A 16061-nucleotide genomic window follows, 5' to 3' on the forward strand; every position below is an offset into this window, starting at 1 on the left:
ATCGCCTCCGCGCATAGAGCCTAGATTTGCGGTGTTCCCGGGGTCCGGCCCCGGGCACATCACGTGAAAGGATTTCGCATGAAGACGCGCAAACTCGGCAGCATCGGACCGGAAGTGTCGGCCATCGGTTTTGGCTGCATGGGGCTGGATTTCGGATACGGGACCAAGGTTCGCAAGGAAGACGGCGTGGCGCTGATCCGCGCCGCCGTCGATCGCGGCGTCACCTTCTTCGATACGGCGGAGGTCTACGGCCCCTACACCAATGAGGAAATGGTGGGAGAGGCGCTGCGCCCGCTGCGCGACCGGGTGGTGATCGCCACCAAGTTCGGCTTCAACATCGTCAATGGCGAGATGCAGGGTCTGAACAGCCGGCCCGAACAGATCCGCGCCGTTGCCGATGCCTCATTGCAGCGCCTGGGCATCGATGTGATCGACGTGTTCTATCAGCACCGCGTCGATCCCGCCGTGCCGATCGAGGATGTGGCCGGCGCCGTGAAGGACCTGATCGATGCCGGCAAGGTGCGCTGGTTCGGCATGTCCGAACCGGGGGCGGAAACGGTACGCCGCGCCCATGCGGTGCAGCCGGTGGCGATGCTGCAGAACGAATATTCGATGTGGACGCGCGGGCCGGAAACCAACGGCATCCTCGATACGTGCGAGGAGCTGGGCATTGGCCTGGTCCCCTACTCGCCACTGGGCAAGGGCTTCCTGACCGGGGCGATGAATGCCTCCACCGAACTGGCCGAGGGCGACTTCCGTTCCCGCCTGCCGCGCTTCACGCCGGAGGCGATGGAGAAGAACCAGGCGCTGGTCGATCTGTTGAAGCGCGTGGGCGAAGCCAAGGGCGCCACGCCGGCGCAGATCGCGCTGGCCTGGCTGCTTTCACGCAAGCCCTGGATCGTGCCGATCCCCGGCACCACCAAGCTGCATCGGATGGAAGAGAACGTCGGTGCGGCCGATGTCGAACTGTCCGCCAGCGAACTATCGGAACTCCAGGCCGCTGCCGACGCCATCGTGGTGGAGGGCGATCGCTATCCGCCGGAACTGATGGCGACTGTCGGCCGCTGATCCGTCTTGCTCTCTCAGCCGCCGCGGTAGCGCAGCGCGTCCACCAGCAGGCGGAACGCTGCGGAGGACTGGCGGCGGCTGGGATAGTAGAGGTGATAGCCGGGGAAGGGCTGGCACCAGTCTTCCAGCATGGAAACCAACTGCCCGGATTCGACATAGGGCCGGGCATAGGATTCCATCATGAAGGCAACGCCCGCTCCATCGAGGGCGGCCTTCAAGATCATCGGCATCGAATTGAAGGTCAGTTGCCCGTCCACCCGTACATTGAGCGCGCGGCCGTCCTTTTCGAATTCCCAGGCGTAAAGGTTGCCGCGTGTGCGGAAACGCAGGTTGATGCACTGGTGGCGGGAAAGATCGTGGGGCGTTTCCGGCAGGCCGTGCAGCGCGATATATTCGGGCGCGGCGTAGGGCACCAGCCGCATCTCCGGCCCGATGCACACCGCGATCATGTCCCGCGCCACGGATTCGCCAAGGCGGATGCCCGCGTCGAACCGATCCGCCACGATGTCCGCCAGACCGGAATCGACGCTGACCTCCACGTTGATTTCGGGATAGCGTTCCAGGAACGGTTTGAGCGAGGGCCAGAGCAGTTCGTGCGCGGCATGTTCGGTGGTGGTCAGGCGGATGGTGCCGGCCGGCCGTTCGCGCAACTCGCTGATCGAAGTGAGGCTCTGGTCGATTTCGGTGAAGGCCGGACGCAGACTGGCCAGCAGGCGTTCACCCGCCTCGGTGGGCGCTACGCTGCGGGTGGTGCGCGCCAGCAGGCGCACGCCAAGGCGCGCTTCCAGCCGCCGGATCGTGTGGCTCAGCGCCGATTGCGAGGTACCCAGTTTGGCGGCGGCACGGGTGAAGCTGCCTTCGTCGGCCACGGCGATGAAGGCGATAAGGTCGGCCAGATGTTCGCGTTGCATTCATGAAGCTCTATCATGATTGCATTGAGATTTCCTCCCGTTTTCGTTTGGCCGGCGCGACCCTATAAAGACAATGCTGCATTGCGGCACATCTCTCCCCTTGCGTTCCCTCCTCCAAGGAAATTCCATGAAGACCATCGGCTATGCCGCCCAGTCTCCCGAGACCCCGCTTGCTCCCTACGAGTTCGATCGTCGCGATCTGCGCGCGAACGACGTTGCCATCGAAATCCTTTACTGCGGAGTTTGCCATTCGGACCTGCACACCGCCCGCAACGACTGGGGCGGCAGCGTCTATCCGATCGTTCCCGGGCATGAGATCGTCGGCCGCGTCACCGCCGTCGGGCCCGAAGTTTCGCGCCATGCGGTGGGCGACACCGTGGCCATCGGCTGCCTGGTCGACAGCTGCGGCCATTGCGACCAGTGCGAGCGCGACCACGAGAACTACTGCCGCAACGGCTGGGTGGGCACCTACAACGGCCGCGACAAGGTGACCGGCGAAATTACCCAGGGCGGCTATTCGCGCGACATCGTCGTGCGGGAGGAATTCGTGCTGACCATGCCCAAGGGGCTGGACGTGGCGAAGGCTGCGCCGCTGCTCTGCGCCGGCATCACCACCTATTCGCCGCTGCGCGAATGGAACGTCGGCGAAGGCAGCCGCGTCGGCGTGATCGGCCTGGGCGGGCTTGGCCACATGGCGGTGAAGCTGGCCGCCGCGATGGGCGCGGACGTTACCGTGTTCAGCCGCTCGCCCGGCAAGGAGCAGGACGCGCTGGACCTGGGTGCCGCCCGCGTGCTGATTTCCAGCGATGTCGAAGCGATGGCGGCAGCCGCCAGCAGCTTCGATTTCATCATCGACACGGTGCCGGTGAAGCACGATCTGAACCCGTACCTGCCGCTGCTGGATGTTGACGGCAGCCTGGTGCTGGTCGGCCAGATCGGCCCGGTGGACGAACCGATCACCACGCCGCTGGTCTTCGGCCGTCGTCGCATCGCCGGTTCGCTGATCGGCGGCATCGCCGAAACGCAGGAAATGCTCGATTTCTGTGCGGAAAAGAACATCCTGCCCGAAGTGGAGATGATCCGCATGGACGAGATCAACCATGCCTACGAACGCATGGAAAAGTCCGACGTGCATTACCGTTTCGTGATCGACATGGGCACGCTGGAAGGCGCCGCAGCCTGATCGGCTTCGCCTGATTCTTGAATGGCCGGCGGTTTTTCCGCCGGCCATTTCCGGTCGATACCTGATACACCTTGCCACAATTAATTGTGGCCTTTCGCCTTGACCGCAAAGGCAAAACACAGGACATCTGGCCGCTCCCCCAAGGACTGATGGAGTCCCGCGAACTTGCGAGCCGCAATCGTCCGAAGCCTTCCGCTTCCGCTAGTTTTCAGCCTGCTTTCCGCCAGCCTGCTGTCAGGCTGCGCCGTGGGGCCGAACTACGCGCCGAAGAGTGCGGCGGAACTGGGCGTGCCGGATCAGTGGTCGGTCACTGCGCCACCTTCCAGCCAGGATCTGACGCGCTGGTGGCAGGCGTTCGACGATCCGGTGCTGACCCAGCTTGTGGATCAGGCGGCAGCTTCCAACCTCGATCTGGCGCAGGCGCTGGCGCGTTTGCGGCAGGCGCGTGAATCGCTGGTAATCAGCCGCGCGGCGCTGTTTCCCTCCGTCTCCGCATCGGGCAGCGTCAACCGGACGGAGCCGCTGAAAGGCGGCGGCACCACGCTGACCCAGCCGGATGGCACCGTGGTCGTGGCCGGCAGCGGAGGCAGCACCAGCTTCTCGCTGGGCGCGGACGCCAGTTACCAGCTCGATATCTTCGGCGGCAATCGCCGGCAGGTGGAAGCCAGTAAGGCGCAGTTCGAAGGCTCCGGCTTCGATTACGCGACCACGCTGCTCTCGGTGGAGAGCGAGGTGGCACGCAACTACATTCTGGTGCGCGGTTATCAGGCGCAGTTGGACAATGCCCGCGCCAGCCTGGCCATTCAGGACGAGAACCTGCAGATCGCCCGCTGGCGGGTGATGGCGGGCCTCGTCTCCTCGCTGGACGAGCAGCAGGCCCGCGCCAGCCGGGCGCAGACGGCGGCCACGATCCCGCAGTACGAACAGCAATATGCCGCCGCCGTCGCCCGCATCGGCGTGCTGACCGGGCAGGCCCCGGGGGCCTTGCGGTCGCTGCTGGAAACGGCGCGGCCGATCCCCGAAGGCCCGCGCGATCTGGGGGCCGGCATTCCCGCCAATGTCCTGCGCCAGCGGCCCGACGTGCGCTCTGCCGAACGCAACCTGGCCGCCACCACCGCGCAGATCGGCGTCGCCAAGGCGCAACTCTATCCGCAGTTCAATATCTCGGCCAGCATCGACACCAATGCCGCCAGCTTCGGCGGGCTGCTGGAAACGATAACCGGCGGGGTGTTCGGCGGGATCAGTCAGGCGATCTTCAACGCCGGGCGCCTGAATGCGCAGGTCCGGTCCAGCCGGGCCGCGGCGGACGGGGCGTTCGCCGCCTACAAGTCCTCCGTGCTGACCGCCCTGGAAGATGTGGAGAATGCCGCCGTCGCGCTCCAGTCTGCCGAGGCGCGGGAGAAGCAATTCGCCGAAGCGCTGGATGCGTCGAACAATTCCGCGCTGCTGGCGCGGATGCAATACCGCTCCGGCCTGACCGATTTCACGACGCTGAACACACAGGAAGCGGCGCTGGTTTCCGCGCGCAACGGGCTGGTTCAGGCCCATGCCGATCGCGCGACGGCGGTGATCTCGCTCTACAACGCGCTGGGCGGCGGCTGGGATCCGAACGCCGACTATACCGCGCTTGCCAAAAAGCCAGAGGGAACGAACTGAGCATGGCCGAACAGACCCTCGACGAGTTCCTTGGCGCCGACAAGCGGCCGATCTGGCAGCGCAAGTGGGTGGCCTGGGCGGCGCTGGCCGTGGTGATCGCGCTTACGCTGCTGATCTCGCAGTGCTTCGGCGGCGGCGAGAAGGCCAGCTATGCCACCACCAAGGCCGAGAAGGGCAAACTCGTCACCACGGTTTCCGCCACCGGCAAGCTGGCGCCGACCAATCAGGTGACGGTGGGCTCGCAGCTTTCGGGCCTTGTGGTCAAAGTGCTGGTCGACGTGAACGACCGGGTGGAGAAGGGGCAGGTTCTGGCCGAAATCGATCCCGAACAGATCGAGGACCAGATCCGCCAGTACACCGCGCAGATGAACGCCAATCAGGCGCAAGTGGCGCAGGCCAAGGCCACCTTGGCGGAATCGCAGGCACAGCTGGCCCGGCTTGAGGAAGTGGCGCGGCTTTCAGGCGGCAAGGTGCCGTCGAAGACCGAGCTGCAGACCGGCCGCGCCGATGTGCAGCGCGCGCAGGCGGCGGTGAAGACAGCCGAAGCCAATGTCGAGGCCGCCCGTGCAACTCTGGCGCAGAGCCAGACGCAGCGTTCGCGCGCACTGATCGTCTCGCCGGTGTCCGGCGTGGTGCTCGCGCGGGAGGTCGATCCCGGCCAGACCGTTGCATCCTCCTTCAACACGCCGACGCTGTTCGTGATTGCCGAGGACCTCAGCAAGATGAAGCTGGAAGTCGCCATCGACGAGGCGGACGTGGGCACGGTGAAGCAGGGGCAGGGCGCGAACTTCACGGTCGATGCCTTCCCCGGCCAGACCTTCCCGGCGAAGATCACCCGCGTGGAGATCGGTTCGAACCAGACGGTGTCCTCCGCCACGTCCTCCAGCTCGTCCTCGACGACGACAAGCACCAGCGGGCAAGTGGTGTCCTATGCGGCGGATCTTTCGGTCGCCAATGAGGACTTGCGCCTGCGCCCAGGCATGACGGCGACCGCGGAGATCGTCACTTCGGACAAGAACGACGTCCTGCTGATCCCCAACGCCGCGCTTTCCTATGCGCCGGATTCCGGCGGCACCGCCAGGAAGTCCGGCGGCGGCGTCACGTCCGCTATCGGGTTTCGCCCGCCCCGCCGTGGCGGCCAGAGCGCGACCAAGAGCGCGACGCTGGAACGCGGATCGCGCCGGACGATCTATGTGCTGGGCGCCGACGGCAAGCCGCAGGCGATCGAGATCGTGACCGGATCCACCAACGGCCAGCAGACCGAAGTGACCGGTGGCGATCTGAAGCCGGGAATGCAGGTCATCACCGGCCAGCTTGCCTCGGCCGGAAGCTGAGGCGGCGACGATGGCCGAAACCGGGCCGATCATTTCCCTGCGCGGGATCACCAAGGTGTTCGGCACCGGAGAGACCGCGTTTCGCGCGCTGAAGGGCGTGGATCTGGACATCGCGGGCGGCGATTTCGTGGCGATCATGGGGCCGTCAGGCTCCGGCAAGTCGACGATGATGAACATCCTGGGCTGCCTGGATGTGGCCAGCGGCGGGCAATATCTGTTCCACGGCCACCACGTCGAAACGCTGGACCGCGATCAGCGCGCCCTGCTGCGGCGCAAGCATCTGGGCTTCGTGTTTCAGGGTTTCAACCTGCTGGCGCGCACCTCCGCGCTGGAAAATGTGGAACTGCCGCTGCTCTATCGCGGTGATGCCAAGCAAGACCGCCGCCGCATGGCGCTGGAAGCGCTGGACCGGGTGGGCCTTGCCGATTGGGCAAGCCACACGCCGGGGGAGCTTTCCGGCGGCCAGCAGCAGCGCGTGGCGATCGCGCGCGCCATCGTCACCAATCCCGAAGTGCTGCTTGCGGACGAGCCGACCGGCAATCTGGACAGCCAGCGATCGATAGAGATCATGGAGTTCCTCTCCACGCTCAATCGCGATTCCGCGATCACCGTCCTGATGGTCACGCACGAGCCGGACATGGCGGAATATGCGCGGCGGATCGTCCACTTCAAGGACGGCCTGATCGACCGGATCGATCACGGTAACGGGGCCGAGAGTGGGGCCGAGAGTGGAGTGACGGGCTGATGCTGGGCACGATCTTCCTCCTGGCGCTGCGCTCCATCCGTCGCCACGTATTGCGTTCGTTGTTGACGATGCTGGGCATCGTGATCGGCGTGGCCGCCGTGGTTTCCATGGTCACGCTGGGCAAGGCGACGACCGCGGCAGTGACGCAGCAGATCGCGGCACTGGGCACCAACATCCTGCAAGTGCGCCCGGGGCAGGGCTTTGGCCGCGGCGGCGGCGGCGCAACCCCGCGCGATTTCGAACTTGCCGACATCGTGGCCATTCGCCAGCAGGTGGGCGGCGTGACGGCGGTGGCGCCATCGGCCTCTTCCAGCGCGACGGCAATCTACGAAGGCGCGAACTGGTCCACCACGATCAACGGCACCACGTCGGACTACTTCAAGATCCAGCCCTGGCCGCTGAAGGAAGGGCGCCTGTTTTCGGAGGATGAGGAAACCGCCGGCAAGGCCGTTTGCATCATCGGGTCGACGGTATCGAAGAATCTGTTCGGCAATGCCGATCCAGTGGGCAAGCGCTTCCGCATGGGCAACGTCAGTTGCGATGTGATCGCCTTGCTCAGCACCAAGGGGCAGGCCGGCTTCGGCGGCGATCAGGACGATACCGTGATCATGCCGTTGAAGACGGTGCAGCGCCGCTTCCTGGGCACGACCACCATTCGCACCATCCTGGTCGGCGTGGATGACGCCTATTCCAGCGAGCAGGTGCAGTCCACGCTGACCAACCTGCTGCGCGAACGCCGTCGGATCACGGCCGGCAAGGAAGACGATTTCAACATCTTCGACACCAAGCAGATTTCCGATACCCTGACGCAGACCACCTCGATGCTGACCAGCATCGTTGCGGCCGTGGCGGCGATCAGCCTTGTGGTGGGCGGGATTGGCATCATGAACATCATGCTGGTTTCGGTGACGGAGCGCACGCGGGAGATCGGCATACGCCTGGCCATTGGTGCGGTGGCGAGTGAAGTGCTGTTGCAGTTCCTTGTAGAGGCGATCGTGCTGTCCTGCCTTGGCGGCCTGCTGGGTCTGGTGCTGGCGCAACTGGTGGTGGCCGTGGCAGTGCCGCTGATGAGCGTGCCGTGGATATTCGATCCCGGCGTCAACGTCGGCGCTTTCCTGGTTTCGGCGGCGATCGGCGTGATCTTCGGTTACTTCCCGGCCCGCCGCGCGGCCAGCCTCAACCCCATCGATGCGCTTCGTCACGAATAGGATTGTGTAGCGAAGGAGGCGGTATATGCGCGGACTGATCGTGGGCATGGCGAACGACCAGTCGCTGGCGTGGGGTTGCGCAGAGGCATTGCGCGCGGCCGGAGCCGAACTGGCGATCACCTACCAGACGGAGAAGGCACGCCGCTTCGTCGAGCCGCTGGCGCGGGAACTGGATGCACCGATCTTCCTCCCGCTGGACGTGACCGACGCGGAGCAGACCGCCGCGCTGTTCGCGGAGATCGCGCAGCGCTGGGGTGGGTTGGACTTCCTGCTCCACTCCATCGCTTTCGCGCCCAAGGACGATCTGCACGGCCGCGTGGTGGACAGTTCGGTGGAAGGCTTCTGCGCCGCCATGGACGTATCCTGCCATTCGCTGATCCGCCTTGCGCGCCATGCGGAACCGCTGATGAAGCAGGGCGGTTCGATCCTGACGATGAGCTTCTACGGGTCCGAAAAGGTCGTGCCGGGTTACGGCCTGATGGGTCCGGTGAAGGCTGCCCTGGAATCCAGCGTGCGCTATCTGGCGGAGGAACTGGGCCCGCAGGGCATCCGCGTCAACGCGCTCTCCACCGGCCCGGTGCGCACGCGCGCCGCCTCCGGCCTTTCGCATCTGGACGAGTTGATCCGTCTCGCTTCCGACAAGGCGCCGTTGCACCAGTTGGTGACCATCGACCAGATCGGCCACATGGCGGCATTCCTGCTGAGCCCCAAGGCCCGCTTCGTCACCGGGCAGACCATCTATGTGGACAGCGGTTACAACGCCATCGGTGGCTAGAGTTTCTCGCTCTAGAATTTTGGTTTATCGCGTTTTCCTAGTCATCAAGTGATTCCACCTGATTGGAAAACGCTCTAGCCGAACAGCTTGGGATAGCGTTGGATGAACCGTTCGAGCCAGTCCTTGCGGCCCTCCCTGCGGGCGCGCAGCAGATAGATCAGGCCGCCCACGCTGGCGACCAGCGCGCCGATGGTATCGACGATCAGGTCCCACATCGTGTCCGTCAGCCCGGAAGGATCGCCCAGCATCGGTTTCTGCATGTTCATGCCGAAGATCTGGTCCATCGCGAATTCGAAAATCTCCCAAAGCGCGCCCAGCGCCACGGCGAAGCAGAACGCGAACAGCGCCAGGAACGCCGGGCGCAGCGCCATGCCCACGGCCTCCGTCTCGTTCAGGAGGTAAAGCAGGATGAAGCCGAGCAGGCCCAGCAGCACGCCCGAACTGGTGTGCAGGACCAGGTCCCACCACCAGAAGCGGATGTAGAAATCGCGAAACTCGCCCAGGAACAGCGTCGCGAAGATGAAGATCACCGTGCAGACCTGAATTTCCACCGGCACCATGGCGATCACGCCGCGTCGCTGGATCACCGGAAGCGCGATCACCAGCATCAGGCCGACGACCAGCCCCGCCGGGCCCCATCGCGCCGTCCACAGCAGGCCGGCCAGTTCGAAGGCCATGACGGCCAGCATCGCATAAGTGACAAGCGCCTGCTTGCGCCCGACATGGGACGGGGAGGCGGATGGGGAAGGCTGTGCTTCGGTCAAAGGTCGTCCCCTTCGGTTGGGATGCCCGCAACCTGCATGGAACCACCATGGCGCCCCGCTTGCAAGCATGACCTTGCCTTGGGCATCGGATAGGTATCTGATCGTCAGGCTGTTTTTGTGGGAGATTTGCCGTGATGACGCCCTCGATCCTGGTTGCCACCGATCTGAGCGCCCGCAGCGACCGGGCGGTGGACCGGGCCTTCGAACTGGGCCGCGATCTGGGCATGACGGTCGATGTGGTCCACGTTCTCAAGGCCGAGGGGCACGACGGCCTGCCCGAACTCGCGTTGAAGAACCGGGTGCGAGAAACGCTGCCGGAAGAGGGCGAAGCGGCCGAAGTGCTGATCCCCGAAGGCTCGCCGCCCAGCACCATCGCCCGTGTCGCCAGCGAGCGCGGCGCGGCACTGATCGTTGCGGGCGTGGCGCGGTTCAACCAGATTTCGGACTATTTCCTGGGCACCGCCGTCGATTACCTGATCCGCCATGCCGAAGTGCCGGTGCTGGTGGTCAAGCAACGCCCGCGCCGCCTCTATCGCCGGATCCTTGCGCCAACCGACTTCTCGCCCGCCTCGAAAGCCGCGATCCTGGCGGCGGCGCGGTTGTTTCCCGATGCCGCGATCCGCGTTGTGCACGTGTTCCATGTCGGCTTCGAAGGCTGGGGCGTGGCCGACCACGTGCGTGAGGAAACGCTGGCCCGGGCGGAGGGTGGCATGGCGGAATTCTTGGGCGCTGCCGAGTTCGCGGCCGTATCGCCTGGCCGCATCGAAAGCACCCTTGCCAGCGGTGAGCCGGAAAGTGCGGTGGGGCAGGCGATAGAGGATTGGGATGCCGATCTTGTGGTGCTGGGCACGCAGGGCAGCGGCGGTTTGCGGCGGGTCACCGGCGGTAGCCGCGCATCCTCGCTGCTGTCGTGGATCAGGCCGGATACGCTGATGGTCCGCCTGCCTGATTGAGCGGCCGTCCGGGTTTACGCCCTAATTCAGTTCCTCAAACCAGCCCAGCCTGCGCATCAGCATCTTTTCTCCCTCCAGCAGGAAGAACAGCGCGATGCCCACGGCGATCAGTGCGGCAGCATCGCGGATCGAAACCGGCCGGGTGTCGAATATGTCCTGCATCGGCGGCGCATACGTGAAGGCCAGTTGTGCGATGACGGCGCAGGCGATGGCGATCAGCACGACGCGCGTTCCCTGGATGCCTTGCAGCGATAGCGATCGCATGTGCATGTAGCGCACATTGAACAGATAGGCGATCTGGGCGATCACCAGCATGTTCACCACCGTGGTCCTTGCGGTCTGCACGGAATCGCCCAGCCGTTGCGCGCCGAAGAACACGCAGAGCACGGCGGTGGCGAACACGGTCGAAACCAGCAGCACCCGCCAGAGCAGGAAGCTGGAAAGCAGCGATGCGCCGGGGTCGCGCGGCGGGCGCTCCATGATCCCCGGTTCGGCCGGTTCGAAGGCCAGCACCAGCCCCAGCGTCACGGTGGTCACCAGGTTGACCCAAAGGATCTGCGTGGCTGTCATCGGCAGGGTGAAGCCGGCCAGAATGCCCAGCACCACGGCGATGGCGACGCCGCCGTTGGTGGGCAGGGTCCAGGCGATCACCTTGCGGATGTTGTCGTAGACGGTGCGCCCTTCGCGCACGGCGGCCACGATGGAGGCGAAATTGTCGTCCAGCAGCACCATCTCCGCTGCCTCTCGCGCAGCTTGCGTGCCGGTCAGCCCCATGGCGGTGCCGACGTCGGCCTGCTTCAGCGAGGGGGCGTCGTTCACGCCGTCGCCCGTCATCGCCACGATGGCGCCGCGCGATTGCTGGGCCCGGACGATGCGCAGCTTGTGTTCGGGGCTGGCGCGGGCGAACACGGCGATGTGCGGCACGGCCTCTGCCAGTTCCTCGTCGCTCATGCTCTCCACTTGTGCGCCGGTCAGCGCCTGGGGATCGTCCGCCAGGTCGAGCTGGCGCGCGATGGCGACGGCAGTGCCGGCGTGATCGCCGGTGATCATTTTCACGGCGATCCCGGCGGATCGGCATTCGGCGATGGCCAGCCGCGCTTCCTCGCGCGGGGGATCGATGAAGCCCATCAGACCCAGCATCGTCGCGCCTTGCAGCAGTGGAAAGTCCAGCCGATCGGTCGTTTCGGGCAATTCGCGCAGGGCAAAGCCCAGCACCCGTTCCCCCTCGTTGGCCGCGCGGGCGATGGCCTGGTCCCAAATCTCGGCTTCCGCCACGCTGCCACCCAGTGCCAGAACGGCTTCGGGCGCGCCTTTCACGAAGGCGACGGTGTGCCCGGACCCGTCGCGGCATAGGGTGGCCATCAGGCGATGGCTGGCATCGAAGGGAATCTCGTCGATCCGCCGCCATTCGCGGCGCAGCGCCTCATCGTCCATCCCCGCCTTGCGGGCGAGCGCGATCAGCGCGCCTTCCATGGGATCGCCGGTGACCGTCCAGATGCCGTCGACAAGCTTGAGATGGGCATCGTTGCAGAGCGCGCCGCATCGCACGATGTCGGCGGCCATCGCGGCATCGCTCCCTTGGTTGGACGGGGAAACGGCGCCTTCGGGGAGATAGCCGCTGCCCTCCACCGTCAGTTCGTGCCCGCTCGCGAAGATCCGCGTCACCATCATCTCGTTGCGGGTGAGCGTGCCGGTCTTGTCGGTGCAGATTACCGAGGTGGCCCCCAGCGTCTCCACCGCCGGCAGCTTGCGGATCACCGCCTTGCGGGCGGCCATGCGCTGCACGCCGATGGCCAGCGTGATGGTGATGACTGCGGGCAGCCCTTCGGGAATGGCACCCACGGCCAGTGCGACCACCGCGATCAGCGCGTCCACCCAGTCGAATTCGCGCACCAGCACGGCAAAGGCGAACAGGGCGATGCTGGCCAGGAGGATCGCCAGCGTCAGCCGGTTGCCGAACCTGTCGATCTGGCGCAGCAGCGGGGTGACCAGTTCCGGCACCGCCCGCAGCAGGCTGCTGATGCGGCCGATCTCCGTGCGCGATCCGGTGGCGATGACCACGCCGGTTCCCTGTCCGCGCGCCACCAGCGTGCCCGAATAGGCCATGGGCGTGCGATCGGCGAGCGGGGCTGAGGCCTCCACCGGTGCCTCTCGCTTTTCGGCGGCCACGGATTCGCCGGTCAGCGCCGCTTCCTCCACGGCCAGGCCGCGCACGCGGATCAGGCGCAAGTCCGCCGGCACCCGGTCCCCCGCATCCAGCATCACCACGTCGCCGGGCACCAGCGTTGCCGCGTCCACGCTTTCGCGGATGCCTTCGCGCACGACATGGGCATTGTCGGAAATCAGGCTCTCCATCCCGCTGAGCGCCTTTTCCGCGCGGCCTTCCTGAATGAACCCGACGGTGGCATTGACCACGACCACGGCCAGGATCACCAACGCGTCCACCGCATGTTGCAGCAACAGCGCGGCCACGGCCGCCGCGATCAGGAAATAGATCAGGGCATTGTTGAACTGCGAAAGGAAGCGCAGCACCGAATTGCGCCCGCGCGCGGCGGGCAGGGCGTTGGCACCGTACGTGGCAAGGCGGGCGGCGGCGTCGGCCTCGCCCAGGCCATCCGGGCCGGTGTCCAGCGCGGCGAGCACATCGCCGGTTTGAAGGGAATGCCAGTCGCGAAGCGTGTCGGTCTGCATCGAACCTCCCGGGGGGCGGAAGCGGTAAATGTCTGGCATCGGACCATGGCGACGGCAAGATAATCGGCACGTATGGCGGCGTGCAAAGCGGCTGGAAGCCGGTTTCGGCGCCCATCGGTGGAATTGACATGCGATCAATCGCTTGCCCCGGCCCAGACAAGATGGATGGGGACCAAGTGAAAATGCGCAGTATTGATTGACGATTGCAAGTTCAAAGCGCAGTCTGCGCGCCACGTGTACTCTCTCAGTTCGATGTTCTTTCGTATTTCAGGACTTTCGGTGCGCCCGGGATGGTCTTGGTCGGCCGGACGATGTCAGGAGGTAGGCATGGGCTGGATTATCGCGTTGATCGTGGGCGGCGTTGCCGGCTGGCTGGCCAGCCTTGTCATGAACCGTGACGCATCGATGGGCATCATCTGGAACATCGTTGTCGGATGCGTGGGTTCGGTGATCGGCAATTTCATCGCCGGCTTCTTCGGCATGGGCGGCACGGTGCAGAGATTTTCGCTGACCGGGCTGATCATCGCCTTCATCGGCGCGGTCGTCCTGCTGGGTATCGTCAATCTGATTCAGCGTGGTAACGTGCGCTGACGAAACAGGCGGCCCGTTTCTGGGGCAATTTGCAGAGGACCGGATGAAGTCAGGAATGGGTTGGGCGCTGGGCGCGTCAATGGTGTTGGCCGCAACGTGCTGGACGAATCCTGGCTTCGCGCAAGGCGCCAAGGCAACCTCGCCGGCGGAATTCGCGCGGCGGATAGATGCGCTGAAGCCGGGCGAATGGGTATGGGCGCCCACCGTGTCGCCCAGCGGGCCGGTGCTGGTCTACGTCGATCTTTCGAAGCAGATCGCGCTGGTGTACCGCAACGGCGTCCGCATCGCGGCCACCACGGTGTCCAGCGGCAAGGACGGCCATGAAACGCCCACCGGCGTGTTCACGATCCTGCAGAAGGACGCGCAGCACCGGTCCAGCAAGTACAACAACGCCGCCATGCCCTATCAGCAGCGGCTGACGTGGGACGGCGTGGCCCTTCATGCCGGCGGGCTGCCGGGTTATCCGGAAAGTCACGGCTGCGTGCACATGCCCTATGGCTTCGCGCGCGAACTGTTCGCGATCACCAAACTGGGCGTCACCGTGGTGGTGGAGGGCGATGCCGCCACCCACATGCGCACCAGCGAGAACAGCCTGCTGACCCCGTTCGACAATCGCGGCCATCCCACGGAACACAAGCCGCTGTCGGACGGCCAGCAATATCGCTGGCAGCCCGAACTGCAATCGCAGGGCCCGCTGTCGATCATCGTTTCCAAGCTTGACCAGCGCGTGGTGGTGTTGCGCGGCGGAACCGAGATCGGGCGCAGCATTGCCGAGATCAACGATACCGACCACGGCAGCCATGTGATCACGTTGGTCACCCGCAACGGAAAACCGGAATGGGTCTATGTCGGCCTGCCGGGCCATGCGGAGGATGCCGGTCGTTCGTTGGACGAGGCCGTGCTCAATCGCCTGCGCCTGCCGCGCGGCTTCTATGACAAGGTGAAGGCCGCCATCCAGCCCGGGGCGACGATCCTCGTCACCGATTCGCGTGTCGGTTCCGGTCCTCTGGAACACTTGACGGTGATCGACGCGGTGCAGCCCACTCTCTGATCGTCCCGCCCGCAGCACATATCGTCGATGGCAACCCAGATGGGGGCCGACAGCGGCGCTCGGGTTTGTCAGGTCACGTGCTGCTCCTTTGGAAATCTCCATGACTTCAGGAGAACTTGCTTGAAGATCGCCGTTTTCAGCACGCGCCCCTACGACCGTGAATTCCTGGATCAGGCCAACCAGGCGGCGGGCGGGCGACACCGCTTTTCGTGGTACGAATCCCGCCTGAATGCCACCACCGCCGATCTTGCGCGGGATCACGATTGCGTCTGCGCTTTCGTGAACGACCATCTGGGACGCCAGGAACTGGAAATCCTGGCCGGGCAGGGTACGCGCCTGATCGCGTTGCGCAGCGCCGGGTTCAACAACGTCGATCTGGAAGCGGCGCGCGATCTGGGGCTGCAGATCGGCCGGGTGCCGGCCTATTCGCCCGATGCCATCGCCGAACATGCCGTGGCGCTGATCCTTTGCCTGAACCGCAAGATCCACAAGGCCTATGCCCGCGTGCGCGAAGGCAACTTCGCGCTGGAAGGGCTGCTGGGTTTCGACCTCAAGGGCAAGGTCGCGGGCGTGATCGGCACCGGCAAGATCGGGATCAACGTGGCGCGCATCCTGAAAGGCTTCGGCTGCGAGGTGCTGGCCAGCGATCCTTTCGAAACCCCCGAATTGGCGCAGATCGGCGGGCGTTACGTTCCGGTGGAGGAGCTGATGGCCGCTTGCGACATCATCACGCTGCACTGCCCGCTGACGCCCGATACGCGGCACCTGATCGATCGCGCGGCGATCGGCCGGATGAAGCACGGGGTGATGCTGATCAACACCAGCCGCGGCGCGGTGATGGATGCGCGGGCGGTGATTTCCGGCCTGAAGAACGGGCGCATCGGCTACGTCGGCCTGGACGTTTATGAGGAAGAGGAAGACCTGTTCTTCGAGGACTTGTCCGAACAGGTGATCCGCGATGACGTGTTCGTGCGGCTGATGACGTTCCCGAACGTGCTGATTACCGGCCACCAGGGCTTCTTCACGCGGGAGGCGATGTCCGCCATCGCCGGCACCACCATCGGCAACATCAGCGCTTTCGAGGATAGCGGCACGCCATTGTACCCGGTTCAGGTCGAACGCCGGGGCTGA

At 65.2% G+C, this 16061-nt stretch carries 14 protein-coding genes; 11 read left to right on the forward strand and 3 right to left on the reverse strand.

All coding sequences use genetic code 11. The features are described from left to right. Positions 1–78: 78 nt before the first annotated feature. On the forward strand, positions 79–1068 hold the full coding sequence (locus WBP06_RS05245; protein ID WP_395332560.1) for an aldo/keto reductase: 990 nt from the start codon (positions 79–81) through the stop codon (positions 1066–1068). 14 nt (positions 1069–1082) lie between these two features. On the opposite strand, the gene WBP06_RS05250 is transcribed toward WBP06_RS05245, so the two are convergent. After that, positions 1083–1979 (reverse strand): LysR family transcriptional regulator, encoded by an 897-nt coding sequence (locus WBP06_RS05250; protein ID WP_395332562.1) that lies wholly within the window; start codon positions 1977–1979, stop codon positions 1083–1085. Between the two features lie 127 nt (positions 1980–2106). Between WBP06_RS05250 and WBP06_RS05255 the strand changes: the two genes are divergently transcribed. The 6 genes from WBP06_RS05255 to fabI all read left to right on the forward strand — a co-directional run bounded on the left by WBP06_RS05255 (position 2107) and on the right by fabI (position 8880). Next, positions 2107–3162: an NAD(P)-dependent alcohol dehydrogenase gene (locus WBP06_RS05255; RefSeq protein WP_395332564.1), complete on the forward strand. Its 1056-nt coding sequence runs from the start codon at positions 2107–2109 to the stop codon at positions 3160–3162. A gap of 165 nt (positions 3163–3327) precedes the next feature. Next, positions 3328–4818, forward strand: coding sequence for an efflux transporter outer membrane subunit (locus WBP06_RS05260; RefSeq protein WP_395332566.1), 1491 nt, complete (start codon positions 3328–3330; stop codon positions 4816–4818). A 2-nt stretch (positions 4819–4820) separates the two neighbouring features. Then, positions 4821–6152 (forward strand): efflux RND transporter periplasmic adaptor subunit, encoded by a 1332-nt coding sequence (locus WBP06_RS05265; RefSeq protein WP_395332568.1) that lies wholly within the window; start codon positions 4821–4823, stop codon positions 6150–6152. A 10-nt stretch (positions 6153–6162) separates the two neighbouring features. Continuing rightward, complete coding sequence (locus tag WBP06_RS05270) at positions 6163–6897, forward strand: ABC transporter ATP-binding protein (protein WP_395332570.1); 735 nt, start codon at positions 6163–6165, stop codon at positions 6895–6897. After that, positions 6897–8105, forward strand: coding sequence for an ABC transporter permease (locus WBP06_RS05275; RefSeq protein WP_395332572.1), 1209 nt, complete (start codon positions 6897–6899; stop codon positions 8103–8105). The genes WBP06_RS05270 and WBP06_RS05275 overlap by 1 nt, the downstream gene beginning before the upstream one ends. A 25-nt stretch (positions 8106–8130) precedes the next feature. Continuing rightward, a complete protein-coding gene (gene fabI / locus WBP06_RS05280) occupies positions 8131–8880 on the forward strand; it encodes an enoyl-ACP reductase FabI (RefSeq protein ID WP_395332574.1) in 750 nt (249 codons plus the stop codon). A 74-nt stretch (positions 8881–8954) separates the two neighbouring features. Here fabI and WBP06_RS05285 read toward each other — a convergent pair whose 3' ends face one another. Next, positions 8955–9644, reverse strand: a complete 690-nt coding sequence (locus tag WBP06_RS05285; protein ID WP_395332576.1) for a hypothetical protein — start codon at positions 9642–9644, stop codon at positions 8955–8957. Between the two features lie 134 nt (positions 9645–9778). Here WBP06_RS05285 and WBP06_RS05290 point away from each other — a divergent pair, with 134 nt between their 5' ends. Then, positions 9779–10597, forward strand: coding sequence for a universal stress protein (locus WBP06_RS05290; protein WP_395334037.1), 819 nt, complete (start codon positions 9779–9781; stop codon positions 10595–10597). Positions 10598–10618: 21 nt separating this feature from the next. On the opposite strand, the gene WBP06_RS05295 is transcribed toward WBP06_RS05290, so the two are convergent. Further along, complete coding sequence (locus tag WBP06_RS05295; protein WP_395332578.1) at positions 10619–13288, reverse strand: HAD-IC family P-type ATPase; 2670 nt, start codon at positions 13286–13288, stop codon at positions 10619–10621. A 327-nt stretch (positions 13289–13615) separates the two neighbouring features. On the opposite strand from WBP06_RS05295, the gene WBP06_RS05300 reads away from it, so the two are divergent. From WBP06_RS05300 to WBP06_RS05310, 3 genes are all read left to right on the forward strand, one after another. Then, positions 13616–13879: a GlsB/YeaQ/YmgE family stress response membrane protein gene (locus tag WBP06_RS05300; protein WP_395332580.1), complete on the forward strand. Its 264-nt coding sequence runs from the start codon at positions 13616–13618 to the stop codon at positions 13877–13879. Between the two features lie 55 nt (positions 13880–13934). After that, the gene (locus tag WBP06_RS05305; protein ID WP_395334039.1) at positions 13935–14930 is read left to right on the forward strand and encodes a L,D-transpeptidase; all 996 of its coding nucleotides are present in this window, start codon (positions 13935–13937) and stop codon (positions 14928–14930) included. A gap of 120 nt (positions 14931–15050) precedes the next feature. Next, positions 15051–16061, forward strand: a complete 1011-nt coding sequence (locus WBP06_RS05310; protein ID WP_395332582.1) for a 2-hydroxyacid dehydrogenase — start codon at positions 15051–15053, stop codon at positions 16059–16061.

This window comes from Novosphingobium mississippiense (assembly GCF_044029535.1).
GTDB lineage: Bacteria > Pseudomonadota > Alphaproteobacteria > Sphingomonadales > Sphingomonadaceae > Novosphingobium.